At 72.3% G+C, this 24,491-nt stretch carries 31 protein-coding genes; 14 read left to right on the top strand and 17 right to left on the bottom strand.

The features are described 5' to 3' along the window. Positions 1 to 21: 21 nt before the first annotated feature. The 8 genes from acpS to ACWEJX_RS00765 all read right to left on the bottom strand — a co-directional run bounded on the left by acpS (position 22) and on the right by ACWEJX_RS00765 (position 7,751). On the bottom strand, positions 22 to 477 hold the full coding sequence (gene acpS, locus ACWEJX_RS00800) for a holo-ACP synthase (protein WP_451605390.1): 456 nt from the start codon (positions 475 to 477) through the stop codon (positions 22 to 24). A 1-nt stretch (position 478) separates the two neighbouring features. Then, positions 479 to 1,393 carry a hypothetical protein gene (locus tag ACWEJX_RS00795; protein WP_451605389.1) on the bottom strand — a complete coding sequence of 305 codons (915 nt, stop codon included), beginning with the start codon at positions 1,391 to 1,393 and terminating at the stop codon, positions 479 to 481. Positions 1,394 to 1,439: 46 nt separating this feature from the next. Further along, a complete protein-coding gene (locus tag ACWEJX_RS00790) occupies positions 1,440 to 2,330 on the bottom strand; it encodes a diiron oxygenase (protein ID WP_451605388.1) in 891 nt (296 codons plus the stop codon). Between the two features lie 21 nt (positions 2,331 to 2,351). After that, entirely contained in the window at positions 2,352 to 3,395 is a 1,044-nt protein-coding gene (locus ACWEJX_RS00785; RefSeq protein WP_451605387.1) for a class I SAM-dependent methyltransferase, read from the bottom strand. After that, on the bottom strand, positions 3,392 to 4,234 hold the full coding sequence (locus tag ACWEJX_RS00780; protein WP_451605386.1) for a class I SAM-dependent methyltransferase: 843 nt from the start codon (positions 4,232 to 4,234) through the stop codon (positions 3,392 to 3,394). Before ACWEJX_RS00780 ends, ACWEJX_RS00785 begins: the two co-directional genes overlap by 4 nt. A gap of 64 nt (positions 4,235 to 4,298) precedes the next feature. Then, on the bottom strand, positions 4,299 to 4,880 hold the full coding sequence (locus tag ACWEJX_RS00775) for a MaoC family dehydratase (RefSeq protein ID WP_451605385.1): 582 nt from the start codon (positions 4,878 to 4,880) through the stop codon (positions 4,299 to 4,301). Between the two features lie 122 nt (positions 4,881 to 5,002). Further along, positions 5,003 to 6,196, bottom strand: a complete 1,194-nt coding sequence (locus ACWEJX_RS00770; protein ID WP_451605384.1) for a trans-sulfuration enzyme family protein — start codon at positions 6,194 to 6,196, stop codon at positions 5,003 to 5,005. Positions 6,197 to 6,308: 112 nt separating this feature from the next. Continuing rightward, positions 6,309 to 7,751 (bottom strand): MFS transporter, encoded by a 1,443-nt coding sequence (locus ACWEJX_RS00765; RefSeq protein WP_451605383.1) that lies wholly within the window; start codon positions 7,749 to 7,751, stop codon positions 6,309 to 6,311. A gap of 155 nt (positions 7,752 to 7,906) precedes the next feature. Between ACWEJX_RS00765 and ACWEJX_RS00760 the strand changes: the two genes are divergently transcribed. Beyond that, a complete protein-coding gene (locus tag ACWEJX_RS00760) occupies positions 7,907 to 8,590 on the top strand; it encodes an HD domain-containing protein (RefSeq protein ID WP_451605382.1) in 684 nt (227 codons plus the stop codon). 23 nt (positions 8,591 to 8,613) lie between these two features. After that, positions 8,614 to 8,760, top strand: coding sequence for a hypothetical protein (locus ACWEJX_RS00755; RefSeq protein ID WP_451605381.1), 147 nt, complete (start codon positions 8,614 to 8,616; stop codon positions 8,758 to 8,760). A 53-nt stretch (positions 8,761 to 8,813) separates the two neighbouring features. Here ACWEJX_RS00755 and ACWEJX_RS00750 read toward each other — a convergent pair whose 3' ends face one another. After that, a complete protein-coding gene (locus ACWEJX_RS00750) occupies positions 8,814 to 9,389 on the bottom strand; it encodes a DinB family protein (protein WP_451605380.1) in 576 nt (191 codons plus the stop codon). 38 nt (positions 9,390 to 9,427) lie between these two features. Next, the gene (locus ACWEJX_RS00745; RefSeq protein WP_451605379.1) at positions 9,428 to 10,156 is read right to left on the bottom strand and encodes a calcium-binding protein; all 729 of its coding nucleotides are present in this window, start codon (positions 10,154 to 10,156) and stop codon (positions 9,428 to 9,430) included. Between the two features lie 287 nt (positions 10,157 to 10,443). Between ACWEJX_RS00745 and ACWEJX_RS00740 the strand changes: the two genes are divergently transcribed. Beyond that, positions 10,444 to 11,655, top strand: a complete 1,212-nt coding sequence (locus ACWEJX_RS00740; RefSeq protein ID WP_451605456.1) for a Cmx/CmrA family chloramphenicol efflux MFS transporter — start codon at positions 10,444 to 10,446, stop codon at positions 11,653 to 11,655. An 87-nt stretch (positions 11,656 to 11,742) separates the two neighbouring features. Here ACWEJX_RS00740 and ACWEJX_RS00735 read toward each other — a convergent pair whose 3' ends face one another. Further along, positions 11,743 to 12,018 carry a DUF4031 domain-containing protein gene (locus tag ACWEJX_RS00735; protein WP_451605378.1) on the bottom strand — a complete coding sequence of 92 codons (276 nt, stop codon included), beginning with the start codon at positions 12,016 to 12,018 and terminating at the stop codon, positions 11,743 to 11,745. A gap of 121 nt (positions 12,019 to 12,139) precedes the next feature. After that, positions 12,140 to 12,496, bottom strand: a complete 357-nt coding sequence (locus tag ACWEJX_RS00730; RefSeq protein WP_403799709.1) for a hypothetical protein — start codon at positions 12,494 to 12,496, stop codon at positions 12,140 to 12,142. A 54-nt stretch (positions 12,497 to 12,550) separates the two neighbouring features. Between ACWEJX_RS00730 and ACWEJX_RS00725 the strand changes: the two genes are divergently transcribed. From ACWEJX_RS00725 to ACWEJX_RS00715, 3 genes are all read left to right on the top strand, one after another. Then, positions 12,551 to 13,501, top strand: a complete 951-nt coding sequence (locus tag ACWEJX_RS00725) for a MurR/RpiR family transcriptional regulator (protein ID WP_451605377.1) — start codon at positions 12,551 to 12,553, stop codon at positions 13,499 to 13,501. 144 nt (positions 13,502 to 13,645) lie between these two features. Further along, positions 13,646 to 14,581: an N-acetylmuramic acid 6-phosphate etherase gene (gene murQ, locus ACWEJX_RS00720; RefSeq protein WP_451605376.1), complete on the top strand. Its 936-nt coding sequence runs from the start codon at positions 13,646 to 13,648 to the stop codon at positions 14,579 to 14,581. A gap of 10 nt (positions 14,582 to 14,591) precedes the next feature. Then, complete coding sequence (locus tag ACWEJX_RS00715) at positions 14,592 to 16,217, top strand: PTS transporter subunit EIIC (RefSeq protein ID WP_451605375.1); 1,626 nt, start codon at positions 14,592 to 14,594, stop codon at positions 16,215 to 16,217. Here ACWEJX_RS00715 and ACWEJX_RS00710 read toward each other — a convergent pair. Next, positions 16,214 to 17,749: an alpha/beta hydrolase gene (locus ACWEJX_RS00710; RefSeq protein WP_451605374.1), complete on the bottom strand. Its 1,536-nt coding sequence runs from the start codon at positions 17,747 to 17,749 to the stop codon at positions 16,214 to 16,216. The genes ACWEJX_RS00715 and ACWEJX_RS00710 overlap by 4 nt on opposite strands. A gap of 109 nt (positions 17,750 to 17,858) precedes the next feature. Between ACWEJX_RS00710 and ACWEJX_RS00705 the strand changes: the two genes are divergently transcribed. Together ACWEJX_RS00705 and ACWEJX_RS00700 are read left to right on the top strand one after the other, a co-directional pair. Beyond that, entirely contained in the window at positions 17,859 to 18,806 is a 948-nt protein-coding gene (locus tag ACWEJX_RS00705; RefSeq protein WP_451605373.1) for an aldo/keto reductase, read from the top strand. Between the two features lie 10 nt (positions 18,807 to 18,816). Then, positions 18,817 to 19,584 (top strand): transporter substrate-binding domain-containing protein, encoded by a 768-nt coding sequence (locus ACWEJX_RS00700; RefSeq protein ID WP_451605372.1) that lies wholly within the window; start codon positions 18,817 to 18,819, stop codon positions 19,582 to 19,584. Positions 19,585 to 19,592: 8 nt separating this feature from the next. Here the strand turns inward: ACWEJX_RS00700 and ACWEJX_RS00695 are convergent, their stop codons facing one another. Beyond that, complete coding sequence (locus ACWEJX_RS00695; protein ID WP_451605371.1) at positions 19,593 to 19,949, bottom strand: MerR family transcriptional regulator; 357 nt, start codon at positions 19,947 to 19,949, stop codon at positions 19,593 to 19,595. A gap of 56 nt (positions 19,950 to 20,005) precedes the next feature. Here ACWEJX_RS00695 and ACWEJX_RS00690 point away from each other — a divergent pair, with 56 nt between their 5' ends. Next, positions 20,006 to 20,416 (top strand): hypothetical protein, encoded by a 411-nt coding sequence (locus ACWEJX_RS00690; RefSeq protein ID WP_451605370.1) that lies wholly within the window; start codon positions 20,006 to 20,008, stop codon positions 20,414 to 20,416. A gap of 173 nt (positions 20,417 to 20,589) precedes the next feature. Next, positions 20,590 to 21,348 (top strand): class I SAM-dependent methyltransferase, encoded by a 759-nt coding sequence (locus tag ACWEJX_RS00685; RefSeq protein ID WP_451605369.1) that lies wholly within the window; start codon positions 20,590 to 20,592, stop codon positions 21,346 to 21,348. Here ACWEJX_RS00685 and ACWEJX_RS00680 read toward each other — a convergent pair. Then, positions 21,296 to 21,661, bottom strand: coding sequence for a VOC family protein (locus ACWEJX_RS00680; protein WP_451605368.1), 366 nt, complete (start codon positions 21,659 to 21,661; stop codon positions 21,296 to 21,298). The genes ACWEJX_RS00685 and ACWEJX_RS00680 overlap by 53 nt on opposite strands. Positions 21,662 to 21,742: 81 nt before the next feature. Here ACWEJX_RS00680 and ACWEJX_RS00675 point away from each other — a divergent pair, with 81 nt between their 5' ends. Next, complete coding sequence (locus ACWEJX_RS00675) at positions 21,743 to 22,072, top strand: deoxyxylulose-5-phosphate synthase (protein ID WP_451605367.1); 330 nt, start codon at positions 21,743 to 21,745, stop codon at positions 22,070 to 22,072. Between the two features lie 32 nt (positions 22,073 to 22,104). Here ACWEJX_RS00675 and ACWEJX_RS00670 read toward each other — a convergent pair whose 3' ends face one another. Both ACWEJX_RS00670 and ACWEJX_RS00665 read right to left on the bottom strand, forming a co-directional pair. After that, entirely contained in the window at positions 22,105 to 22,398 is a 294-nt protein-coding gene (locus ACWEJX_RS00670; RefSeq protein ID WP_451605366.1) for a hypothetical protein, read from the bottom strand. Beyond that, entirely contained in the window at positions 22,395 to 22,619 is a 225-nt protein-coding gene (locus ACWEJX_RS00665) for a hypothetical protein (RefSeq protein WP_451605365.1), read from the bottom strand. Before ACWEJX_RS00665 ends, ACWEJX_RS00670 begins: the two co-directional genes overlap by 4 nt. A gap of 116 nt (positions 22,620 to 22,735) precedes the next feature. On the opposite strand from ACWEJX_RS00665, the gene ACWEJX_RS00660 reads away from it, so the two are divergent. Genes ACWEJX_RS00660 through ACWEJX_RS00650 form a run of 3 tightly spaced genes read left to right on the top strand, consistent with a single transcriptional unit; the run spans position 22,736 to position 24,286 of the window. Then, positions 22,736 to 23,581: a helix-turn-helix domain-containing protein gene (locus ACWEJX_RS00660; protein WP_451605364.1), complete on the top strand. Its 846-nt coding sequence runs from the start codon at positions 22,736 to 22,738 to the stop codon at positions 23,579 to 23,581. After that, a complete protein-coding gene (locus tag ACWEJX_RS00655; protein WP_451605363.1) occupies positions 23,562 to 23,831 on the top strand; it encodes a DUF397 domain-containing protein in 270 nt (89 codons plus the stop codon). The genes ACWEJX_RS00660 and ACWEJX_RS00655 overlap by 20 nt, the downstream gene beginning before the upstream one ends. Beyond that, a complete protein-coding gene (locus ACWEJX_RS00650; RefSeq protein ID WP_451605362.1) occupies positions 23,828 to 24,286 on the top strand; it encodes a hypothetical protein in 459 nt (152 codons plus the stop codon). The genes ACWEJX_RS00655 and ACWEJX_RS00650 overlap by 4 nt, the downstream gene beginning before the upstream one ends. Positions 24,287 to 24,491: the final 205 nt, after the last annotated feature.

Here is a 24,491-nt window from a genome sequence, read left to right as displayed (position 1 = left end):
ATGCTTCTCCTTTGGAGGCTGCTAGATGCTGCTGCTTGCGGAAGGGGTGGGGGCGGGGTGGGCGATGATCGGCGCGGCGACCGCGACCGCGTAGTCCACGTCGTGGCTGATGGACACGGTGATCTCGGAGATGCCGGACTCCTGGGCCATCTCCGCGGCGGGACCGCGCAGCTCCACGAGCGGCCAGCCGCCCTCGGAGCGCCGTACGACGATGTCCGGCCAGGGCAGGAACCTGCCCCTGACCCGTAAGGTCTTGAACGCCGCTTCCTTGGCCGCGATCCGGCCGCACAGGCTCAGCACGTCGAGCCCGCTGGCGGTGCGGCAGTCGTCGAGTTCGCCGGGGGTGAGCATCCGCTCGAAGAACTTCTCGCCGTACTGCGCGAGGAGCCTCCGCACGCGGTTGACGGACACGATGTCCATGCCGAGGTTCGCCCAGCCCAGGCCGCCCGCCGGCGGGGCGACGGGACGGGCCGGCACGTCAGATCACCGGCCCGGCCGCGAGACTCGCATCGGCGCGCATGCGGGCGTTCGCGTCGAGGACCGCCTCGGTGGCGGTCTCCCAGCTGCCGTGACGGCGGGTGAGCGCCGACAGCCAGCGCTCCAGGCCGAAGGCGACACAGCTGGTGAAGGCCGGTCCGCCGGTCGACTCCAGGGTGATGTCGCAGCGGTCGCCGAAGAAGTTCCGGTGCGTGTTGACCGAGGCGATCGCCAGGTCCTCGTACAGGAACTCGTGCTTCACCGGCGTGAGCCGCTGGAGCAGCGCCTTCGAGCCGCCCTTGTCGAAGAACGGGTCGCAGGCGGCCTCCTTGCGCAGCGGCAGGTCGAGTGCCGCGGCGAAGGCGTGGATGCGGGCGGTGAAGTCCGCGAGGTGGTTCTCGGCGTGGCTCTGCGCGCCGATGGCCACGATCTCCCGCATGCGGAAGCCGAGCTGGCGCCGCATGCCCTCGTAGTGCGTCTCCTTGCGGAAGCACCAGGAGCAGATGGTCACCAGGTGGTCGTCGGCGACCTGGGTGCCCTGGTGGGTCAGGTAGACGGCGTAGCAGGACGCCGACGGCAGGCCGAGCTCGGCCGGCTGGAGCGCCTCGGTCGGGAAGCGGCCGGTGTCGGTGGAGAAGGGCGCGGTCGCGCGTCGGTCGAGGTCGAGCGGGGCGGCGACGACGGCCTGGTGGGGGAAGTTGTCGTAGTAGTCGAGCCGGGCCAGGTCGGCGGCCGGGAGCAGCGGGGGCATCGTCATGGCGCGGGCGCCCGCGTTCACCCCCCAGCCCTCGAAGGTGTCGTCGAGGAGCCGCAGCAGGCGGGTCCCCTCCGGGCCGAGCGTGGGCAGGCCCCTGGTCGCCCCGGTCGTCCCGGTGCTCGCCCCGACGGTCGCGTTCGCGGGGGTTGTCACGGTCATGGTCGGTTCACCTCTCAGGGTGGGTTCGCGCGCTCAGGACCGGATCTCAGAGGACGGGGAGGCTGTCGTCGGAGAAGATCCCGGTCTTCAGGAAGAAGGAGAGCGGCTTGCGGATCGCCTTGCGCTCGTGGGCGCGGCGGCGCTCGTCGGCGATCAGCGAGTTGCGCAGCGCGAGCGGGTCGGCGATGCCGGCGTCCTTGTAGACGTGCGGGTTGTAGAGCGAGTTGATGCTGTAGACGACGTAGCGCTTGAGGTACGCCTCGACCTCGCGGACCCGCTCGGCGGGGACGGCCTCGCACATGCGCTGGAAGAGCAGCGAGACCAGCTCGCGGCCGAAGGCGATGTGCCGGGACTCGTCCTGGTGGTGGATGCGGTTGACCTCGCGGATGGTGTGGCAGAGGTCGGCGTCCTTGGCCATCCGGGAGTTGTAGTGGTCGACCAGCTCCTCGAAGAACAGGATGCGGGTGAAGACCAGGAAGTTCTCGACCTCGGGCTCCCAGGCGGCGTCGGCGCGCATGCCGGTGGAGCCGTAGATCTTGTGGCCGTAGCGCCGGCAGAACTCGGAGAAGAACCACATGTGTTCGTTCTCCTCGCCGATGAAGTGGTGGAAGAAGTCCGAGGGGACCTCGAAGCCGGGCATGTGGATGCGGCCGACGACCTCGATGAGGAGCTCGCGGATGCCGTGCACATTGAGGCTGTAGAAGTTGATCGACTCCCACTTCGACAGGCGCTGAAGCGTTTCCTCACCGAGGGTGTCGACGTGCTCGGTGCCGTGGACGGTGAGCAGCTCCGGCGTCATCCAGTACCGGTTCTCCTCCAGGGTCTCGGGCCACTGGAAGGTCTGGTACGGGTTGTAGTAGTCCTCGACGGAGCGCTCGCTGAGGCGCTCCAGGACCTCCATGAACCGGTCGGTGACGGGCAGGGCGGCGGTGGCCATGGGTGATTCCTTCGCTGTGGGTTACGGCCGGACTTCGTAGACCGCGTTGACCGGGGTCTCGGTGGCGCGCCGCCAGCGGGTGAAACCGGCCTCCTCGGCGATGGCGCGGAACGCCTTCTCGCCGGAGTGGTTGCCGAGGGCGTGCGGGCCGCGCTGGGCGACCGCGACCGGCAGGCACATCACGGCGGACAGGGCCATGAACATGCGGGCGGCGGGGGTCTGGGTGTCGATGTCGGCGGGCGAGACGTTCGACTCGACGAGCATCCAGGTGCCGTCCGCGTCGAGCGACTTGTGCACGTGCTGCGCGGCGGCGACCGGGTCGCCCATGTCGTGCAGGGCGTTGAAGAAGCAGACCAGGTCGTAGCCGGAGCCCGGGTAGTCGTCGGCCGAGGCGACCTCGAAGACGACGCGGTCGGACAGGCCGGCCTCCTCGGCGAGCTGGCGCGCGATGGAGATGGCCTCTTCGGAGTAGTCGAAGCCGTGGACGGTGGCGTTGGGGAACGCCTTCGCGATCAGCAGCGTGGTGTGGCCGACGCCGCAGCCGACGTCCGCGACGGTGCCGCCGCCGTTCAGCTTGTCGGTGACCTGCTCCAGGGCCGGCAGCCAGTCCGGGACGAGCTTGTGCTCGTACGTCGGCTGGAAGAAGGAGCCCATGCCGGTGTCGAGCGCCGCGTCGTGCTCGGCCCAGCCGACGCCGTCGCCGCTCCGGTACGCCTCGACGAGCAGGTCCTCGGTGGCGTACAGCGCCTTGAGGGCGGTGAAGAAGCCGGCCGCGAAGGTGACCGCGGTCGGGTCGGCGAGCACCTCGACGTGGTCGGCGGGCAGGGTGTACGTGAGGGAGCTCGGGTGCCGCTCCACGTACCCGGCGGAGAGCTGGGCGTGCAGCCACTCCTCGATGTACCGCTCGTTGGTGCCGGTCTTCTCGGCGAGCTGGCCGGCGGTGAGGGCGCCGTGCTCGGCCAGGGCCTTGTAGAGGCCGAGGCGCTCGCCGAGGGCGACGGTCAGACCGCGCACGGCCGCGCCGGCGTCGGTGATGACCTTCTGGTGGAAGTCGTGGGCGCTCACGCGGCCACCTCCTGCTGGCTGGTCGGAACGTCGCACGTGAAGAGGAAGGAGCGGGGGACGCGCGGGACGGAGCGCGCCGGGACCGGGTACGGCCAGCGGTCGAAGTGGGCGCCGGGCTCGCCGGGCTGCTTGACCTCGCGCACCTCCCAGCCGCAGTCGGCGAGCAGCGCCTCGGGCTCCTCGGTGCCGAAGAGCCACGGGTTGCCGTCCTCCTCCAGCGCCTTCATGAAGGAGCGGGCGAGCGGGTTCTCCAGGGCGGCCTTGGAGATGACGTCGCCGAGCAGCACGGAGCCGGGCGCCGCGTGCGCGGCGAGCAGCGAGATCAGGGTCCGGACGGCCTGCTCGGGCAGGAAGAACAGCAGGCCCTCGACGACCCACAGGACGGGCTCGTCGCTCTTCCAGCCCGCCTCCTTGAGCGGGCCGGTCCAGTCCTGCGTCAGGTCGACCGGGACGGTGATCCGGGTGCGGCCGGCGGGCGCGGGCTCCTGGGCGAGCATCTCGGCCTTGGCCTCCAGGAGGGCCGGGCGGTCGAGCTCGTAGACGGTGACGCCGTCGGGCCAGGGCAGCCGGAAGAAGCGGGTGTCCATGCCGGCGGCGAGGAAGACGACCTGGCGGATGCCGCGCTCCTCCACCGCCTTGACGATGGCGCGGTCCAGGTAGGTGGTGCGGATGGCGAGGAACGGCACGGTGCCGCCCCCGGCGTAGCGCTCGAGCAGTTCGAAGCCGATCTGGTCGGCGACGGTGCGCGCGTAGGGATCGGCGAACAGCCGGTCCTCGCGCTCGGTCTCCAGGGCGCGCGCGGCGGCGGTCCACTGGGCGGTGCGGGATACGGCCTCCACAGGAGGTCCCCCTTCGGTGAGTGGTGGAAAGGTTTCGGACGGCCGTGCTCAGAGGTGTGCCGGCTCAGGCACTCATGGCCACTGCGGGTTCGTTCTCCACGGCGCCGGCCTCGGCGCTGGTGGGGGCGCTCCGCTGGGCGGAGCGGCAGCATCCGGACGGGTCCGCGGCCGCGGGCATCGACGACGGACGACCGGCCTCGGACCCGGCGGGACGGCGCCGGAAGATGCTGTGCAGGATCATGCTGAACACGGCCGTCCCGTCGGCGGCCACCAGCGTGCACCGCGGCTTGACGGTGCCGGTGGTGGGGTTGAACGGCGACGGCGTGACGCCGAGGATCTCCACGCGCGCGGTGAGGACGTCGCCCGGGCGCACGGGTCGCAGATAGCGGACCTCGTCGATGCCGGGCGAGCCCATGCAGGCGCTGTAGGCGAGCAGTCCGTCGACGTAGCGGCGCATGAACATCGACTGGGTGTGGAAGCCGCTGGCGATCAGCCCGCCGAACTGGGAGTCCTTGGCGAGCTCGGGGTCCGTGTGGAAGGGCTGCGGATCGAAGCGCTTGCCGAACTCCAGCACCTCCTCCGCCGTGACGGTGACGGTGCCCAGCTGGTGGACGTCGCCGGGCCGGAAGTCCTCGAAGTAGCGCATCTCGCGCCCCCCTTGACCTAGGAGTGGTCGTTCCCTGGCATCACCCAATCTACGAATCAGTCATTTATTTTGTCAACCCAAAAGAAGCGCGGGAGGGCCGCTTTTTCCGGCTCGAACTCCCGCTAGCCGTGGGCCTGTTCGAGCCCGAGATCGAGGACGCGCTCGATGTCGGCCCAGAGGTCCTCGACCGACTCGATCCCGACCGACATCCGCACCAGCCCCGGCGCGATGCCGGCCGCCGCGAGGGCCTCGGCGCCGAGCTCGCGGTGGGAGGTGGAGGCGGGGTGGGTGACCAGCGATTCCACGCCACCCAGCGACAGCGCGAGCCGCGCGACCCGCACGCCCTCGATGAACGCCCGGCCCGCCTCGCGCCCGCCCGCGAGCTCGAAGGAGAGCAGCCCGCCGCCGCCCGAGAGCACCTTGCGGGCGGTGTCGTACGAGGGGTGGCCGGCCAGCCACGGGTAGTGGACCTTCGCCACGTCCTCCCGGGCGGCGAGCCGCTCGGCGAGGACGGCCGCGTTGGCGCAGTGCTCGCGCATCCGCAGCGGCAGCGTCGGTATCCCGCGCAGGGTCAGCCAGGCGGCGAACGGGTCGGCGCAGGCGCCGAGTTCGACCGTACGGGGCCAGACGGCCCGGCGCAGGGCGTCGTCGGCGAAGACGGCGGCGCCGCCGAGCACGTCGGAGTGGCCGGAGAGGTACTTCGTGGTGGAGTGCACGACGACGTCGGCGCCGAGTTCGAGCGGACGGCACAGGACGGGCGAGGCGAGCGAGTTGTCGACGACGCTGGTCACGCCGGTCCGGCGGGCCGCGGCGAGCAGTCCGGGCAGGTCGGCGACCTGGCCGGTGGGGTTGGCGACGGTCTCCAGGACGAGGAGCCGGGTGGCCGGATGCTGCGCGGCCCGCTCGAACTCGGCCGGGTCGTCGCCGGAGACGTACGTGACGTGGATGCCGTACCGCGCGGCCAGGTCCGACAGCACGCTGAAGGTCCCGCCGTACAGGCACCTCTGCGCCACCACCCGGTCGCCGGGCTTGAGCAGCGCGAGCAGCACCCCGCTGATGGCCCCCATTCCGGACGCGAACGCGATGGCGCCGGCGCCGCCTTCGAGCCCGGCGAGGGTCTGCTCCAGCGCGCGTACGGTCGGGTTGCCGCGCCGGCTGTAGACGTACCGCCCGTCGGGTCCGGCCATGGCCTCGGCGAGCTCGTCGGCGGAGGAGAAGGCGAAGGCGGAGGCCTGGACGAGGGGGACGGAGAGCGGCCAACTGCCGTCGGGGAGGGGAGGATTGGAGACGTGCACGGCGCGGGTGAAAAGGTCCATGAATTCTTTCCTTCCGGAACTCGGCGAATTCGGGGAACGGCCGGGGAATGAGAAAAAAGGGGCCGACCGACGTCCAGGGGAGGAACGTCGGGCGGCCCCTGCGGGGTGCGGCTCAGGCGGCGACCTTGTCGCCCTGCTGCTGCGGGGCGGAGTCGGCGGCGCCGGCGGCGAGCGCCTTGTCGCTCTTCATCACCAGGAGGGTGATGACACCGCCGACGGCGGCGATGATCGCGGCGCCGACGAAGGCGGCCGAGAAGCCGTCGGTCAGCTTCGGCAGGTTGCCGAGCTGGTCGGCGCCCTGCGACATGGCGACCGCGGTGAGGGCGGCGAGGCCGAGCGCGGAGCCGACGTTGTAGGTGGTGTTGACGATGCCGGAGGCGAGACCGGCCTGCTCCTGCGGGGCGCCGGACATCGCGGCGATCATGGTCGGGATGTAGGCGAGGGACATGCCGAGCGCGGCGACCAGCGAGGCGGGCAGGACGTCGACAAGGAAGGTGCCGGTGGGCTCGACGGCGGCCAGCCAGAGCAGGCCGGCGGCGAGGACGAGCAGACCGATGCCGATGAGCGGCTTGGCGCCGACCTTGGCCATGAGGCGGGCGGTGATGGCCGTCATGAAGATCATGAGGAGCACGGTCATCGGGAGCAGCGCGGCGCCGGACTCGAAGGCGCCGTAGTGGAGGACCTGCTGGAGGTACAGGTTGAGGAAGTACCACATCGGGATCCAGGCGGCGCCGAGCAGCGTCATCGCCAGGTTGGCCGAGCCGAGGCGCGGGACCCGCCACACGCTGAGCGGCATGAGCGGCTCGCGGATCGCCTTCTGGATCACGAAGAAGAGACCGATGAGGACGACGGCACCGATGAGTTCGAGCACGGTGGCGGTGGCGCCCCAGCCGACCTCGGGGGCGCGGACGACGGCGAAGACACCGAGGGCGAGGCCGGCGGTCACGGCGACGGCGCCGAGGACGTCGACGGAGCCGCGGCGGGACTCGACGTTCGGGAGGAGCTTGGTCGCGGCGAGGGTCGCGAGACCGATCGGGACGTAGATGACGAAGCACAGCTGCCACCACGCCCACTCGGTGAACACACCGCCGAGGAACACGCCCGCGGTACCGCCGGCCGGGGCCGCGGCGCCGTAGAGGGCCATCGCCTTGCCGAGCTCGCGCGGGTCGTGCATGAAGAGCATCATCAGCAGCGTCATGGCGGAGGGCGCGATGAGCGCACCGCCGACACCCTGCACGGCGCGGCCGACGATCTCGACCCAGGCGCTCTGCGCGGCGGCGGCGACGATCGATCCCGCGATCATGATCGCCCAGCCGGAGACGAAGATCTTGCGGGCCCCGACGAGGTCGGAGAGCCGGCCGCCGAGGAGCAGCAGACCGCCGAAGACGATCACGTAGGCGTTGAAGATCCACTGGAGCTCGCTCTGCGAGAAGCCCAGGGCCTTCTGCATCTCGGGGAGCGCGACCCCAATGATGGAGGTGTCCATGATGACCATGAACTGAGCGGCGGCGAGCACGGCGAGTGCCCACCAGCGCCGGGGGTTGACGGTTGACATCTGCCCTGCCCTTCGACCGCGGTGACATACCCCTGGGGGGTACCTGCGTGGAGCACCGTAGCATACCCATGGGGGGTATGTAAGGGCGAGATGAAGGCGCGCTTCCGTGGACGTCGTACGGGGTCGGAGCCGGCCCGGAGCGGCAGAATGCGCCCATGACCCCTGAGCCGACGACCGAGCTGACCGCGCCACAGGAACAGGAACTCCTGGCTCGCTGGACCTCGACCCTGCTGGCGGCCCGGTCGGGCCGCGAGGGCCCGGACCCCCTCCCGTACGGCCGGAACCTGCTGTCCCGCTGGACCGAGCCACAGCGCCGCTACCACACCGTCGAGCACCTGCGCGCGGTCCTCGACCGCATCGACGAACTGGCCGACCAGGGCGGCGAGGGAGGGGAGTTGGAACTCGTCCGGCTCGCCGCCTGGTTCCACGACGCGGTCTACCGCCCCGACCGCTCCGAGAACGAGGAACGCTCCGCCGCCCTGGCCGAGAAGGCCCTCACCGAGGCCGGCCTCACCCCCCACGAGGTCACCGAGGTCGCCCGCCTCGTCCGCCTCACCACCACCCACGACCCGGCCCCCGGCGACCTCAACGGCGAGACCCTCTGCGACGCGGACCTCGCCATCCTGGCCGCCGCACCCGATACCTACAGGGGGTATACGTCAGCGGTCCGCGAGGAGTACGCCTTCGTCCCGGACGACGCCTTCCGCGAGGGCCGGGCCGCGGTGCTCCGCCAACTACTCGCCCTGCCACGGCTGTTCCGCACGCCGTACGGGGCGGCGGTGTGGGAGGAGCGGGCGCGGACGAACATGGAACGGGAGCTGGGGGAACTGGAGAGCTGACGGGGCCGGGGGCGTAGGGCCACATGACGGACGCACCCTTGGTCGTCGCCGAGGTGCACCAGAACTCCGGCCCCGGATGGAACGTGTACGCGTGCCCGGAGTGCGCGCCGCGCTTCCCGCCGTTGCCCGGCGTGCTCGACCTGTTCCGAGGCGGCGGCCACACGTCGTAGTGCGGGAACACGGCGCGCCAAGGGTCCGGACCCTTGGCGCGCCGTCACCGCCGCTACTGCCCCACGCGCCCGTCCACGCACTCCCGCAGCAGGTCCGCGTGGCCGCAGTGGCGGGCGTACTCGTCGATGCGGTGGACGTGGAGCTCGCGGATTGCGACGCCGTCCTTGCCGACCCGCTCGCCCAGGTCGGGGAAGGCGGCCAGGGCGGCGTCGGTCTCAGCCTGTTCGCGTTCCAGGTCGCGGAACGCGGCCTCGACCACGGCCGGGTCGGCCACGGCGCCGTCGAAGTCGGCGTCGCGCGCGCCGTACAGCTTCGGCGGCCGCTCGCCGTCGGCGCTGATCCAGCCGCGCCAGCCGCGCTCGACCTCGGCGAGGTGGCGTACGAGGCCGAGCAGCGACATCGTCGACGGCGGCACGGAACGGCGGGCGAGCTGCTCCGCGTCGAGGCCCTCGCACTTCATGCGCAGGGTCAGGCGGTAGTTCGTCAGACAGTCGAGCAGCGTGCCGAGCTCGCCGTCCGGGCTGGGGCCGTCACTGTTGCGCGGGTCGTCGTCGGGGTCCGCCCACATGTCGGGGTAGACGGTCGCCTGGGTCCAGCGGGTGGTGTCGTCGGTCGTCATGGGTCGCATGCTCGCGCCAACACCCGCCGCCCGCCACCCAATTGCCGTCAGCGCACGTCGACGTAGTCGCCGGTGGCGCTGACCCACTGGACGTTGCTCGGCGCCGCGTAACGCCAGCGCCAGAAGCCGTCGGCGGAGGCCGTCACGGTGGTGCGGACGTCGCCGGTGGAGCTCGTCCGCACGGTCTTCACCGTGGCGTACGTGCTGGTGCCCGCCTTGCGGAACTGCAGCTGGAGCGCCTGGTCGCCCCATCCGGCGTACCGGTCGGTGTTCCAGGAGGCCACGGTCAGCCGGCCGGTGACGGTGATGGGCGCGCCCTTGCGTACGGGCTCGGGCGAGGCGTCCACGGTCAGGGCGGCGGCGCGGCGGACGGAGACGGAGGGGTAGTACCCGCTGACGAGGTCGTCCCTCGACTCGAGTTGCGCGTAGACCCGCCAGCCGCCGCCGGCGACGGCGTTGTTCACGACGTCCTGGCGCGGGTCGAGGGTGTACGTCACGGAGCAGTTCCGCACCGCCCCCGTACCCGTGCAGGTGGCGGGCTTGGAGACCTGGAAGTCGACGTTGCCGCGCGTCACGTGCTCGAAGTCCAGGTAGAGCGCCTTCAGCGCGGTGTCCTCGCTGATGGTGGCGGTGATGGTCACCGCCTTCGGCGACGTGCCGACGACGATGTCCTTGCCGCCGTTCACGACGACCTTGGTGATCTGTGCGTTGCCGGTCGCCGCTTCGGCGGACGACACGGGCAGCGCGGCGGCGCAGGCCAGGGCCGCGGTGAGCACGGTGCGAGTGAGTGCGGTGCGGGTACGTGCGCGCAGGCGCAAAGGGGTCCCCCCTCGGGACGGTCTTACGGAGAAGACGGAGAAGACGAAGCAGACGAAGCAGACGGGATCCGGCCCCCCTGGGCGGATCCCGTGAGGTGCGAGGAGTTTACGACCGTAGGAGCCGTCCCGGATCGCGAGATGTTCGCCGTGGGAGGAATGACAGGCACAAACCGCAGGTTGCCCGTGTCATGCCGACTTCGCCGCCGACCACCCCGTCTCCCGCCCCCTCCCCCACCCCCACCCGTATGCCGCTGGCCGTCTACATCCTCGGCCTCTCCGTCTTCGCGCTCGGCACGAGCGAGTTCATGCTGTCCGGGCTGTTGCCGCCCATCGCGGAGGACATGAACGTCTCCATCCCCCGCGCCGGACTGCTCATCTCCGCCTTCGCCATCGGCATGGTCGTCGGCGCCCCGCTGCTCGCCGCCGCGACCCTGCGGCTGCCGCGCAAGACCACCCTGGTCGCGCTGATCAGCGTCTTCGGCCTGGGGCAGGTCGCGGGCGCGCTCGCGCCGAACTACGCCGTGCTGTTCGCGTCCCGCGTGGTGAGCGCCCTGGCGTGCGCCGGGTTCTGGGCGGTCGGGGCCGCCGTCGCGATCGCGATGGTGCCGGTCGGGGCACGGGCGCGGGCCATGGCCGTGATGATCGGCGGCCTGTCGATAGCCAACGTCCTCGGCGTGCCGGCCGGTGCCTTCCTCGGCGAGCACCTCGGCTGGCGCTCCGCGTTCTGGGCCGTCGCCGCCGCCTCGGCGATCGCGCTCGTCGGCGTACTCACCCGGATCCCGCACATCCCCCTGCCCGAGCGGCGCCCCCGCCTCAAGGGCGAGCTGGTCATCTACCGCGACCGGCAGGTGCTGCTGTCCGTCCTGACCACCGCGCTCGCCGCGGGCGGCGTCTTCTGCGCCTTCTCCTACCTCGCGCCGCTGCTCACCGACGTCGCCGGCCTCGACGCGGGCTGGGTCTCCGGCGTGCTCGCGCTCTTCGGCATCGGCGCGCTGATCGGTACGTACATCGGCGGCCGGGTCGCCGACGCCCACCTCTTCGGCGTCCTCCTCAGCGGCATCACCGCCTCCACCGTCATCCTGGTGGCGCTCGCCCTGCTGGCCTCCAGCCCCGTCGCCACGGTCGTACTGACCTTCCTGCTCGGCGTCTCGGCCTTCTACACGGCCCCCGCCCTCAACGCCCGCATGTTCAACGTCGCCGGCGCCGCCCCCACCCTCGCCGGCGCCACCACCACCGCCGCCTTCAACCTCGGCAACACCGGCGGCCCCTGGCTCGGCGGCACCGTCATCGACGCGGACCTCGGCTACGCCTCCCCGGCATGGGCGGGCGCGGCGATGACCCTGCTCGGCCTGGCGGCGGTCACGGTGTCGCTGCGGCTGACGAAGTCCCGCTCGCGGGTGGTGGCGCGGAGCGCGCGTGACACCGAGGCGAACGCCCCGCAAGCGTCGCGCCGCTGAGCCGGAGACGTATGCGGACGACCCGCTGAGCCGGAGACGTATGCGGACGACGCGGCCGCCGCCGCCAAGGATGCCGCCGCCGACGCCCTATGCCTCTTGCGCCGGCCGGCCCTTCGGCCGGCGCAGGCCCGCCTCCGTGAGGCGGCGCAGCAGTTCCTTCGAGCCGACCTCGACCGCGCCCGCCGCCACGGCGGAGGCGTAGTGGTCGGACGGGACGTCGTAGTGGTCGCGCTCGAAGGCGCGGGGCGGGCAGCCGATGGCGGCCGCGAAGGCGTGGAGCTCGTCGAAGGAGACGTCGCTGACCAGGTGCGACCACATGCGGCCGTGGCCCGGCCAGGTCGGCGGGTCGATGTAGAGGGTCACGGCCGGGCTCCCGTTCGGTCGGGCCTCGGCCTCGCGGTCCCCGTCCCGTCGGGCCCCGGCCTCGCGGTCCCCGTCCCGTCGGGCCCCGGCCTCGCGGTCCCCGTCGTCCCGTACGCCCGGGTCACGTCAGACCGCCCACCGGGGCGACCACCACTCCCTGTTTGCCGCACACCCAGTGCGGGTCGGGGCCCATCTCCGGTTCGACGTCGAGGGCGTGCGGGTCGCCCGAGGAGCAGACCGGGCAGAGGGGCCAGCGGCCGTACCGTTCGAGCAGGGCGTCCTGGACGTCCTGGGCGATCAGGCCGGCGACGAAGGCCCGCCCTTCGGGCCACTGCTCGACCCACCAGCGGCGGTGCGCGACGGCGTCCTCCACCATCGAGACGACCTCGGCCATGGCGACCTCGCGGGCCACCAGGTCGGCGAGGACCAGGGCGCGGGCGGCATGAAGGGACTGCTCCACGGGGTCGATGTCGTCCATGCTCATATTGTCGCCCTTCTTGACGCCCTCTCCGGCCGAAAATATCTTTCAATTGTGACCCATGACGTGAAGGAAAGTTTCATCGGCGCGGCCACCGGGGCCCCCGGGCCCGGGACCGCCGCGGCCCCGCCCGCGCCCGCCGCCCTCGCGGCCAAGGTGCGGACCCTCGCCCCCTCCATGACCCGCTCCATGCAGCGGGTCGCCGAGGCCGTCGCCGGCGACCCGGCCGGCTGCGCCGCGCTCACGGTCACCGGCCTCGCCGAGCTCACCGGCACCAGCGAGGCGACCGTCGTGCGCACCGCCCGCCTCCTCGGCTACCCCGGCTACCGCGACCTGCGGCTCGCCCTCGCCGGCCTCGCCGCCCAGCAGCAGTCCGGCCGGGCGCCCTCCGTCACCGCCGACATCGCCGTCGACGACCCCGTCGCCGACGTCGTCGCCAAGCTCGCGTACGACGAGCAGCAGACCCTCGCCGACACCGCCGCCGGACTCGACACCGTGCAGCTCGGCGCCGCCGTCGCCGCCCTCGCCACCGCCCGCCGCGTCGACATCTACGGCGTCGGCGCCTCCGGCCTGGTCGCCCAGGACCTCGGCCAGAAGCTGCTCCGCATCGGCCTGATCGCGCACGCCCACAGCGACCCGCACCTCGCCGTCACCAACGCCGTGCAGCTCCGCTCCGGCGACGTCGCCATCGCCATCACCCACTCCGGCTCGACCGGCGACGTCATAGAACCGCTGCGCGTGGCCTTCGACCACGGCGCCACCACCGTCGCCATCACGGGCCGCCCGGACGGACCGGTGACGCAGTACGCCGACCACGTGCTGACCACCTCCACCGCCCGCGAGAGCGAGCTGCGCCCGGCCGCCATGTCGTCCCGGACCAGCCAACTCCTGGTCGTGGACTGCCTGTTCACCTGCGTCACGCAGCGAACGTACGAGACGGCGGCCCCGGCCCTCGCGGCCTCGTACGAGGCCCTGGCCCACCGCCACGCCCCTCGCAGCCGCTGACCCGCGCGCCCCTCGTCCCACCGCTGACCGTTCGCCTCCGAACGCCGAACGCACGCCTCGGACCGCCGACCGCCGACCGACGACCACTCGCCTCCGACCGCCGAACGCTCGTCTCCGACCGCCGACCGCCGAAAAGAGCCACCCGTGTCCGCCACGTACTCCGAACTGCGCGCCCAGCTCGCCACCCTCACCACCGAGGCGTACCGGCCCGAGCTCGCCGAGATCGACCGGCTGCCCACCGCCGAGATCGCCGCGCTCATGAACCAGGAGGACCAGACCGTCCCCGCCGCCGTGGCCGAGCAGCTCCCGGCCATCGCCGCCGCCATCGACGCGACGGCCGAGCGGATGGCCCGCGGCGGCCGGCTCGTGTACATGGGCGCCGGTACGGCCGGCCGGCTCGGCGTCCTGGACGCCAGCGAGTGCCCGCCCACCTTCAACACCGACCCGTCCGAGGTCGTCGGCCTCATCGCCGGCGGCCCCGCCGCCATGGTGGAGGCCGTCGAGGGCGCCGAGGACTCGGCGGAGCTCGCCGCGGCCGATCTGACCGCGCTCGGGCTCACCGCCGCCGACACCGTGGTCGGCATCTCCGCCTCCGGCCGCACCCCGTACGCCGTCGGCGCCGTCGCGCACGCCCGCGCGCTCGGCGCGCTCACCATCGGCCTGTCCTGCAACGCGGGCAGCGCGCTCGCCGCGGCCGCCGAGCACGGCATCGAGGTCGTCACGGGCCCCGAACTCCTCACCGGCTCCACCCGGTTGAAGGCCGGCACGGCCCAGAAGCTCGTCCTCAACATGATCTCGACGATCACCATGATCCGGCTCGGCAAGACCTACGGAAACCTGATGGTCGACGTCCGCGCCTCCAACGACAAGCTCCAGGCCCGCTCGCGCCGGATCGTGGCGCTCGCCACGGGCGCGCCGGACGAGCAGATCGAGACCGCCCTCGCGGCCGCCGGCGGAGAGGCGAAGACCGCGATCCTGATGATCCTCGCCGGCATCGACGCCAAGACCGCCGAGCGGCGGCTGGCGGACTCCCGCGGCCACCTGCGCGCGGCGCAGCACGCGACGGAGCCCACGCCGTGACACTCGGAGAGTGAGCACAGACGACAAGAACCGCGCCATCGCCGCCGCGCTCCTCCCCCTCGTCGGCGGGCCCGCCAACATCCGCTCCGTGGCCCACTGCATGACCCGCCTCCGGCTGGGCCTGCGGGACCGTTCGCTCGTCCAGGACGAGGCCCTGAGGGCGCTGCCGGCCGTGCTCGGGGTGGTGGAGGACGACACGTACCAGATCGTCCTCGGGCCGGGCACGGTCGCCCGCGTGGCTCCCGAGTTCGAGACGCTGGTGGCGGCGGAGGCGGAGAGCCCGAAGACCCTCGCCGAGCGGGGCGCGGCCATCAAGGCGGCCAGGAAGGCGAAGAACGCCACCCCTTTCAAGCAGCTGCTCCGCCGCATCGCGAACATCTTCGTCCCGCTGATCCCCGCCCTCATCGGCTGCGGCATCATCGCCGGCCTGAACGGCCTGCTGGTCAACCTCGGATGGCTGCCCGGCGTCACCCCGGCGCTCGCCGCCGTCGCGAGCGGCTTCATGGCCCTGATCGCGGTCTTCGTCGGCCACAACACGGCCAAGGAGTTCGGCGGCACGCCCGTCCTGGGCGGCGCGGTCGGCTCCGTCATCGTCTTCGCGGGCGTCGCCAAGATCGAGGTCTTCGGCCGGGCCCTCTCCCCCGGCCAGGGCGGTGTGCTCGGCGCGCTGGGCGCGGCGGCCCTCGCCGTGTACGTGGAGAAGTGGTGCCGCCGCACGGTGCCGGAGTCCCTGGACGTGCTGGTCACACCGACCCTCACCGTGCTCGTCTCCGGCCTGGTCACCGTCTTCGGCCTGATGTTCGTGGCCGGCGAGGTCTCCCGGGCCATCGGCGACTTCGCGAACTGGCTGCTCGCGCACGCGGGCGCCGGCGCCGGCTTCGTACTCGGCGGCCTCTTCCTCCCGCTCGTGATGCTCGGCCTGCACCAGGCCCTCATCCCCATCCACACGACCCTCATCGAGCAGCAGGGCTACACCGTCCTCCTCCCGGTCCTCGCGATGGCGGGCGCGGGCCAGGTCGGCGCGGCCATGGCCGTCCACCTCCGGCTTCCCCGCAACGGCTCGCTGCGCCGCACCATCAGGTCCGCCCTCCCGGCAGGTCTCCTCGGCGTCGGCGAGCCCCTCATCTACGGCGTCTCGCTCCCCCTCGGCCGCCCCTTCGTCACCGCCTGCGTCGGCGGCGCCTTCGGCGGCGGTTTCGTCGGCCTCTTCGGCATGCTCGGCGACAAGGTCGGCTCCACCGCCATCGGCCCCTCGGGCTGGGCCCTCTTCCCGCTCCTCGACGGCGACAAGGGCCTCGGCACGACGGTCGCGATCTACGCGGGCGGGCTGTTCGTCGGATACGTGGTGGGCTTCCTGGCCACGTACTTCTTCGGGCTGAGCAAGGAGCTGATCGAGGAGTTCAACGTGGACACGGAGACGGACACGGAGACGGACACGGAGACGGACACGGAGACGGACACGGAGACGGACACGGAGACGGACACGGACACGGACACGAAGACGGACACGGAGACGAATACGGGTACGGAGGCCCCGGCGCCGGTCGCGGCTCCGGTCGCGGCTCCGGTCGCGGCAAGCGGCCCGTCCCCGGAGCCCCGGCCCGCGCCCGCCGAGGTCTGGCGCCCCGAGCTCTAGCGGCAGGTCACATCGGCGGCCGGCCGCTCCCCCGTCAGCAGGAAGCGGGTGACCGTCGCGTCGCCGCACGCGTTGCCGTTGCTCAGGTACATGCCGTGGCCGCCGTGGTCGACGGAGACGAGGCGCGCGCGGGCGCCGAGGGCCTCGCGCATCTTCAGGCCGGCGAAGTGCGGGGTGGCGGGGTCGCGCAGGCCCTGGATCATGAGGATGTCGGAGGGTCCGGCGTCGGTGATGCGGGTGGGCTTCTCGACGGGGCCGCCCTTCCAGAAGGCACAGGGCGTGACGTTGACGGGCATGCCGGCGGTCAACGGGTGGGCGACGCGGTCGGCTGCGACGGCACGCCCGTACGCCGGGACGGACCGGGGCCACTTCACGTCGTTGCAGATGACGCCGACGGTGACGGTCGCGTCCGCGTCGGGCATCGGGCCGGCCAGCGCGCCCGGCAGGACGGGCGTCTCGCCGTCGGTGCGGGCCTGCGCGATCAGCCGGGCGAGGGACGGGAACTGGGAGTCGGAGTAGAGCGCCATCTGCAGGGCCTGCCGCAGCACGTTGCCGGTGAGCGGCACCCCGGGCGTGGTCGTCGGCCTGGGCGCGCGGTCGAGGCGGGCGGCGAGGTCGAGGAAGAGCGGGCGGACGTCCTCGGGGCGGTCGGCGAGGCGCAGGCCGTCGGCCGCGCGGTCCGGGTGGGACGCCCAGGCCGCGAAGTCGGGGAAGCGGATGTCGGCGGCGGCCGCCATGTCGCGCAGCCAGCCGCGGGCGACGTACTTCGGGTTCGGGTCGGCGCTGCTGTCGAGGACGATCCGGTCGGTGCGGCGCGGGAACTTCTGGGCGTACTGCGCGGTGACGTACGTGCCGTACGAGGTACCCCACGCCGAGATCTTCTCCTCGCCGAGCACCTCCCGCAGCCGGTCCATGTCGCGGACCTCGTTGGCGGTGGTGAGGCCGCGCAGCTCCGGGCCGCCGCTCCGGGCGCAGGCTTCGGCGATGCGACGGGAGCGGGCGACGTTCTCCTCGATCGAGCCGTCGGCGGTGGGCCAGGCGCGCAGGGTCGTGATGTGCCGGTCCGCCTCGTCGAGCCCGCAGTCCGCCTTCGAGCTGCCGCCGACGCCCCGCGGATCGAAGGCCACCAGGTCGTACGCCTCTCCCAGCGCGCCCTTGAGCCGCTTGCCCCTCGATCCGAGCAGCTGCACGCCGGAGCTGCCGGGGCCGCCGGGCACGACGAGCAGGGTGCCGCGGCGGGCGGCGGGGTCGGCGCTGCGGATGCGGGAGACGGCGAGGGAGACCTGGCGGCCGTCGGGATCGGCGTAGTCGAGCGGGACGGAGAGCGTGGCGCACTCCTGGTGCAGGTCGGCGACGCCGCAGGGGGTCCAGGCGAGGGGAGAGGTCCCGGCCGCGGCCTCGGCGGCCTCGGCGGCCTCAGTCGCGGCGGCCTCGGCGGCCTCGGTCGCGGCGGCTGCCGGGGTCGCGGGGACGATCAGGGTGGCGGAGGTCAGGGCGGCAGCGGCGAGGGCGATTCCTGCGTAAGTCTTCATGTCCACAGCCTTGTTGATCGGGCGTCAGCTCCCCATCCGGCAGGCACGCGGGTACGGGGTGGGGCTAACCCCCGTTGCCGCAGCCACGCCTCCGGGAGATCATCCCGGGATGACGACCACCACCCACCCCTCTCCCCACCCCCGCGTCCACGCCTCCGCCGCCGGCACCTGGACCCTCGGCGACCTCACCGTCAACCGCGTCGGCTTCGGCGCTATGCGCCTGCCGCAGACCGGCGAGGCGCTCGTCGAGCACGCCGTGCCGAGGGACCGCGACCAGGCGATCGCCGTGCTGCGCAGGGCGGTCGAGCTGGGCGTCAACCACATCGACACCGCGGCCTTCTACTTCTCCTCCCTCCGCTCCGCCAACGAGCTCATCAACAGCGCCCTCGCCTCCCCCGCCGGCCGCTACCCCGACGACCTCGTCATCACCACCAAGGTCGGCCCCGCCCGTGACGCCTCCGGCGCCTGGGCCGAGCACGCCCGCACCCCGCGGGCGCTGCGCGCCCAGGTCGAGGAGAACCTGCGCCAGCTCGGCCGCGACCACCTGGACGTCGTCAACCTCCGGGTCCTCGGCACCGATTCGATCGCCGAGCGCTTCGGCGCACTCGCCGAACTCCGCGAGGCCGGCCTCATCCGCCACCTCGGCCTCTCCAACATCACCCCCGAGCACCTGGCGGAGGCGCGGCGGATCGCCCCCGTCGTCTGCGTGCAGAACATGTACGGGATCGGGGTCCGCCCGGAGTACGCCGACTTCGTGCGCGACTGCGGCGAGCAGGGCATCGCGTTCGTCCCCTTCTACGCGATCGCCGCGGCCGGGAGGGAGAGCGGGGCCACGGCCGCCGAACCCGAGGAGATCCTGGCCGTCTCCCGCGCCCACGACGCGAGCCCGGCGCAGATCCGCCTCGCCTGGACCCTCCACCAGGGCCCCCACCTCCTGGCCATTCCGGGTACGGGCGACCTCGCCCACCTCGCGGCCAACGTGGCGGCGGGCTCGATCGCGCTGACCACCGACGAACTGGCCCTGCTCGACGCCGCGCACCGGCGGACCGCTGCCTAGACTCCCGACCATGACCGACGCCAACGCCACGACCGACACCACGACCGACGCAGCCACGGACGCCACGACCAGCGGCATCGCCGCCGACCTCGCCCCCACCGGCACTCTGCGCGCCTCCATCAACCTGGGCAACCCCGTCCTCGCCCAGGGCACTCCGGACGCCCCGTCCGGCATCACCGTGGACCTCGCGCGCGAGATCGGCGCACGGCTCGGCCTGCCCGTGGAGCTGCTCTGCTTCGACGCGGCGCGCAAGTCGTACGAGGCGATGGCCTCGGGCCGGGCCGACCTGTGCTTCCTCGCGGTCGAGCCGGCGCGCGAGGCGGAGGTGGCGTTCACGGCGCCGTACGTCCTCATCGAGGGCGTGTACGCCGTCCCGCGCGACTCCGTCCTCCGCACTCCGGCGGACGTGGACGCGCCGGGCGTGCGGATCGGGGTGAAGGCGGGTTCGGCGTACGACCTGTTCCTCACCCGCACCCTGGCGCACGCGGAGCTCGTACGGGGCGAGGAGGGCGTCGACACCTTCGCGGAGCGGAAGCTGGAGGCGGGCGCGGGCATCAGGCAGCCGATGACGGCGTACGCGGCGGCCCACCCGGAGGTGCGACTGCTCGACGAGCGGTTCATGGAGATCCGCCAGGCGGTCGGGACGACGGTCGGGCGGTCGCCGGAGACGGTGGCGTTCCTGCGGGCGACGGTGGAGGAACTGAAGGCGAACGGTTTCGTGGCGGCGTCGCTGCGCCGGGCGGGCCAGGACCCGAAGCTGGTGGCGCCGGCCGCCTGAACCGGACCCTACCGATCCTGCCGCAGCGGGCAGCCCGCCCCGATCCTGGCCGCCAATTCGCCGCGCAGTGCGTCCAGTTCTGCCATCCGGGCGTCGACCAGCCGCAGCTTCTCCGCGAACAGCGCGGAGAGCCGCTGCGCGCTGTCGGGCGCGTCCCGCAGCTCCTCACCGATGCGGGCGATCTCGGCGAGTGAGAAGCCGAGGGTCTGGGCGGTGCGCACGTACTGGAGCCAGGGCACGGTCTCGGGCGGGAAGTCGCGGTAGCCGTTGGCACGGCGCTCTCCGGTGACGAGGCCGCGCTTCTCGTAGAAGCGGATGGTGTCGCGGGCCAGGCCGGTGGCGGCGGCGAGTTCGCCGATGAGCATGGGTCTCCTCAAGGGACTTGACCTTGGAGTGCGGTCCACTGTTTAGCGTCGCCGGCATGGTCCTTTCTTCCTCCTACGCACGGATCGTGCGCGCGAGCGCCTGGTACGACCTCGTCGTCACGGCCGGCTTCGCGACCCCCTGGACGTACCGGCTGCTGCACGACGCCCTGGCGCTGGGCGCCCCCGCGGACCGGCTGACGGTCCTGTACGCGAACCTGATGGCCTCCGTGGTGATGGTCTGGTCCCTCCTGCGCATCCTGCGGCCGCTTCCGCTGTACGGCCTCCTCGACGGGGTCGCGCGCGCCCTGTTCGCGAGCTGGCAGGCGTACGCGCTGGCGCACGGCGCGGCCTCGGTGGTGTGGCTGTTCCTGGTCGTCGAGGTGGCGTGGGGCGTCGCCCAACTCGGCCCCTGGGCACGCCGGAACACGTGGAGAAAGGTGCCCGGCCTCCTCCCGGAAAGCTCCTGAGACGCCGCTCCGTGCCGCTTTCCCGGCCCTGCCCCGCACCCCCGGGACCGGGACGGCCGACCCTCCCCCGGAGCCCCGCCACACCCCCGCACAGAGCTGCACCACACCGGCTCTGACCTGGGCTTTTCCGCCCACCTCCCCTAGCGTTTCCCTGACACGGAAGGGGATCCGCAGTGGACCGCACCACCCGTACCTCCGAGGACGTACTCCGGCTTCTGGACGGCCTGTTCGCCGCCGACACCGACAAGTGGCAGGGCTTCTACGGCGACCGCTCCCGCCCGGTGCCGTTCTTCGTCGACAAGCCGGACGAGAACCTCGTCGATCACCTCGACAGCGGCCTGCTCCCCGGCGGCCGCAGCGGCGCCCGCGCCCTCGACCTCGGCTGCGGCCACGGCCGCAACGCCCGCCTCCTCGCCGCCCGCGGCTACGAGGTCGACGCGGTGGACCTGTCCGCCGACGCGCTGCGGTGGGCACGCGAGCGGGGCGGCGACACCGGCATCCGCTACCTGCACGGCGACGCCTTCACCCTCGACGCGATCGGCGACCGCGGCCCGTACGACCTGATCTACGACTCCGGCTGCTTCCACCACCTCCCGCCCCACCGTCGCCCCACCTACCTCGCCTTCCTCACCCGCCACCTCGCCCCAGGCGCCCACTTCGCCCTCACCTGCTTCGCCGCCGGCCCCGGCGGCATGGGCTCCGAACTCCCCGACCCCGCCTTCTACCGCGACCGCTCCCTCCACGGCGGCCTCGCCTACACCGCCGACGCCCTCCGCGCGCTCTTCTCCGACCTGACGGAGGTCGAACTCCGCCGCATGCACGACGAACCGTCCGACTCCCCGCACTTCGGCGAACCCTTCCTCTGGACGGGCCTGTTCGTCAGCCCGTCCGTCGCGGGCTCAGACAGAACGGGTGTCCCGCCGGGTCGATGAGCACCAGGAAACGGTCGGGGTCCGGTTGCGGTTCCGGGCGCGTGGCGCCCAGGGCCAGCAGTCGGGCCTCGGTCTCCGCGAGGTCGTCGACGTCGAAGTCCAGGTGGGCCTGTTGCGGCGCGTCCTGACCTGGCCAGCGCGGCGGGCGGTAGCCCTCGACCCGCTGGAAGCCGAGGAGGAGGCCGCCGGCGCGCTGGAGGCCGGCGAAGTCGGCGTGGTTGGCTGGGTGCGGGGGCAGGCCGGTGGCGCGGTGGTAGAAGTCGGCGAGCGCCAGCGGGTCGGCGCAGTCGAGGGTGATCGCGGAGAGCTCCATGGGCCCCAGCCTAGGAATGCCGCCTGCGCCCCGCCGAGAATTCCGTCGCCGCGCACCCGTCCCCGGACCTAGCCTGCCCCCATGAGCCACGGAAAGACCTCGTACGTGTGTCTGCCGTGCCGGGCCTCGTACAAGCAGCCCTACGACGCCTGGCGCGAGCGGCGCTGTCCGCGGTGCGCGCGCGTGATGATCCACGCGGGGTCGGCGTTCGCGCCGCCGCCGCGGCGGGACCGGAACGGCTGGCGGGCGCTGTCCGTCGTCCTGAACGCGGGGATCGCGTTCCACAAGAGCTGCTGCGGCGGCCCGGGTTGGCGGCCCCGCACACTTCGTGAGGTCAAGGAGCGCACCGCGTACGCCCGCCGCACCGGCGAGCCGGTCGCGCGCGCCCTCCTCCGCTACGACCTGCCCTGACGGGCCGCGCCGCGCCCTCGGCGTCTTGGGGCTCAGCCGCGTGAGGCCGGCGGGCTCCCCTCGCCGGCGCCGTCGCCGTCGCCCTCGCCGTTCCTGCCGGCCGGCCTCAGCCCTGCCCCAGGGGCAGCGGCACGCGTCTCCCGGTTGAGCGCCCGTACGCGCGCCCGCAGCACCTCGCCCGGCGGCGCGGGCGCCAGCGCCTCGGGCGGGCAGTCCCACTCCCGCCCGCCGCCGGGCGGCCTCAGCTGGAGACAGGGCCCTTCCCGCCCCATGACCTGGCCGATCCGCCCGTCGCGCGTGTCGATGACGTAGCCCCCCTCCTTCACCGGCCGCCCTCCCGCGCGCACGCGAGCGCGACGACCAGCCGCTGCGCGGTGTCGAGGTTGCAGCGCCCGAGCTCGACGAGGGGGTGGGTGAAGCCGCCGCCGGACGCGGCGAGGGTGACGGGGTCCACTCCGAGCGAGGGGAGCGTGATGCCGTGGGCGGCGAGCCCCGCCTTGAGCTGGGCGACGACGTCCTGGACGGGCTGGACGGACGAGGGGGTCATTTTAGCGGCCTTTCCACTCTGTGTATCGATTTCCCTTACGGAGAGTGTCGGCCGGAGACATGCTGGGGAACAGTGACTTCGCCCCAACAACCCCAGATGCCCACCCGGGAGTTGATATGGCTGACGCCGGAAAGAACAAGGAACCGTCGATGTCCCCCAGGGCGATAATCGGCGCGGAACTCCGCCACGCGAGGGAGAGCCGGGCCCTGAGCCAGGAGGCCCTGGGCGAACAGGTCTTCGTGAGCGGGTCGTACGTGGGCCAGATGGAGGCGGGCACGCGCCGCATCCGCCCGGAGATGGCGGTCCAACTGGACGAGGTGCTGGGCACGAACGGCTTCTTCGAGCGCAACTGCAAGGCGGCGAACAGGTCGAAGTACCCGGACCACTTCGCGGAGGCGGCGGAGGCGGAAGCCGAAGCGACGGGAATCAAGGAGTTCGCCCCGCTGCTGGTACCGGGCCTGCTCCAGACCCCGGCGTACGCGCGGGAGGTCTTCCGCGCGTATCAGCCGACGGCGGCGGAGGACACGATCGACGAGCTGGTGTCGGCGCGGCTGGAACGCGGCCGGCTGCTCGACGACCCAACAAAGCCGTTGTTGTGGGTGGTGCTGGGCGAGGCGGTGTTACGGCAGGAGGTCGGCGGCCCGGCGGTGATGGCGGAGGCGCTGCGGCACATCGCGGGGCTGGCGAGGCGGCACCGGGTGATCGTGCAGGTGCTGCCGTTCACGGCGGGGGCGTACGGCCCGATGGAAGGCTCGCTGAAGCTGATGTCCTTCGAGGACGCCCCGCCTCTGGTGTACGTCCAGGGCCTGAGCACGGGACGGCTTGAGGACGATCCGGCTACGGTCGGGCAGCACACCCTCACCTACGATCTGCTCGGGGCCACCGCGTTGCCCCCGCGAGATTCCCTGGCCCTGATCGAGTCCGTGGCGGAGGATTACGCACATGAAGATCGACATCTCTGAGTACGACCTGAGCACGGCCGTCTGGGTCAAGTCCAGCTTCAGCGGCGGCAGCGGCGGCGACTGCGTCGAGGTCGCCACCTGGCGCAAGTCCTCCTACAGCGGTGGCGACGGCGGCAACTGCCTCGAAGTCTCCGACGACCACCCCGGCATCGTCCCCGTCCGTGACTCCAAGAACCCCGACGGCCCGAAGCTCGTGTTCCGGGCCGCCGCTTGGACGGACTTCATCGAAGAGGTGAGGACGACTCCTTGAGCAACGAGGAGCCCGTCTTCATACGGAGCAAGTGGGGGACCAACCGGTACGTGTACAACCCCAACAACCCGGTTGGTCTCGCACTCATCGCCATCACGATCGTCGTCGCGCTCGGCGCCCTGATCATCCACCAGTTCGAGTCGACGTGGAGTGAGGGCGAGCTGCGTGACGCCGTGCAAAAGGCGAACCGCACCCTCGACGGCGGCATCCACGACCCGTACCGGCACACCTCCATCAGCGGTCAGATCCAGGACGCGATCGAGAAGAGCGGCACCGGCCCGGGCCGGGGGGTCGAGGTCGACGAGGAGGGGGACGATCTGTACGAGATCAGCACCGCCGACACCGAGACGAAGTTCTGCATGCGCGTCACGGCGACGCTGATCGAGAAAGACCCCATCAGCGAGGTCTACGCACAGCGGCTGCTCCATACCTCCGTCACCGAAGGCCCCTGCTGAGGACCCGAAGCTCAAGTATCGAGATTCGGGCCCTGTTACTTCGGAAGGGAATGAGGCCTGGATGAACCCGCCACCCACCCTGCAAGTTGACGCTTCGCGACATTGCCACCAGGTGGACCGGGCGGGGTGTACCGGCCTTTGGCTCGGGAACGCCTGCCGGGTTCTCGAAGTCCGCTCACCCTGCCCGCGTGATCTCTTCCATGCG

The sequence above is a fragment of the Streptomyces sp. NPDC004788 genome, assembly GCF_053601115.1.
This window is presented reverse-complemented; position numbering and strand designations above follow the sequence as displayed.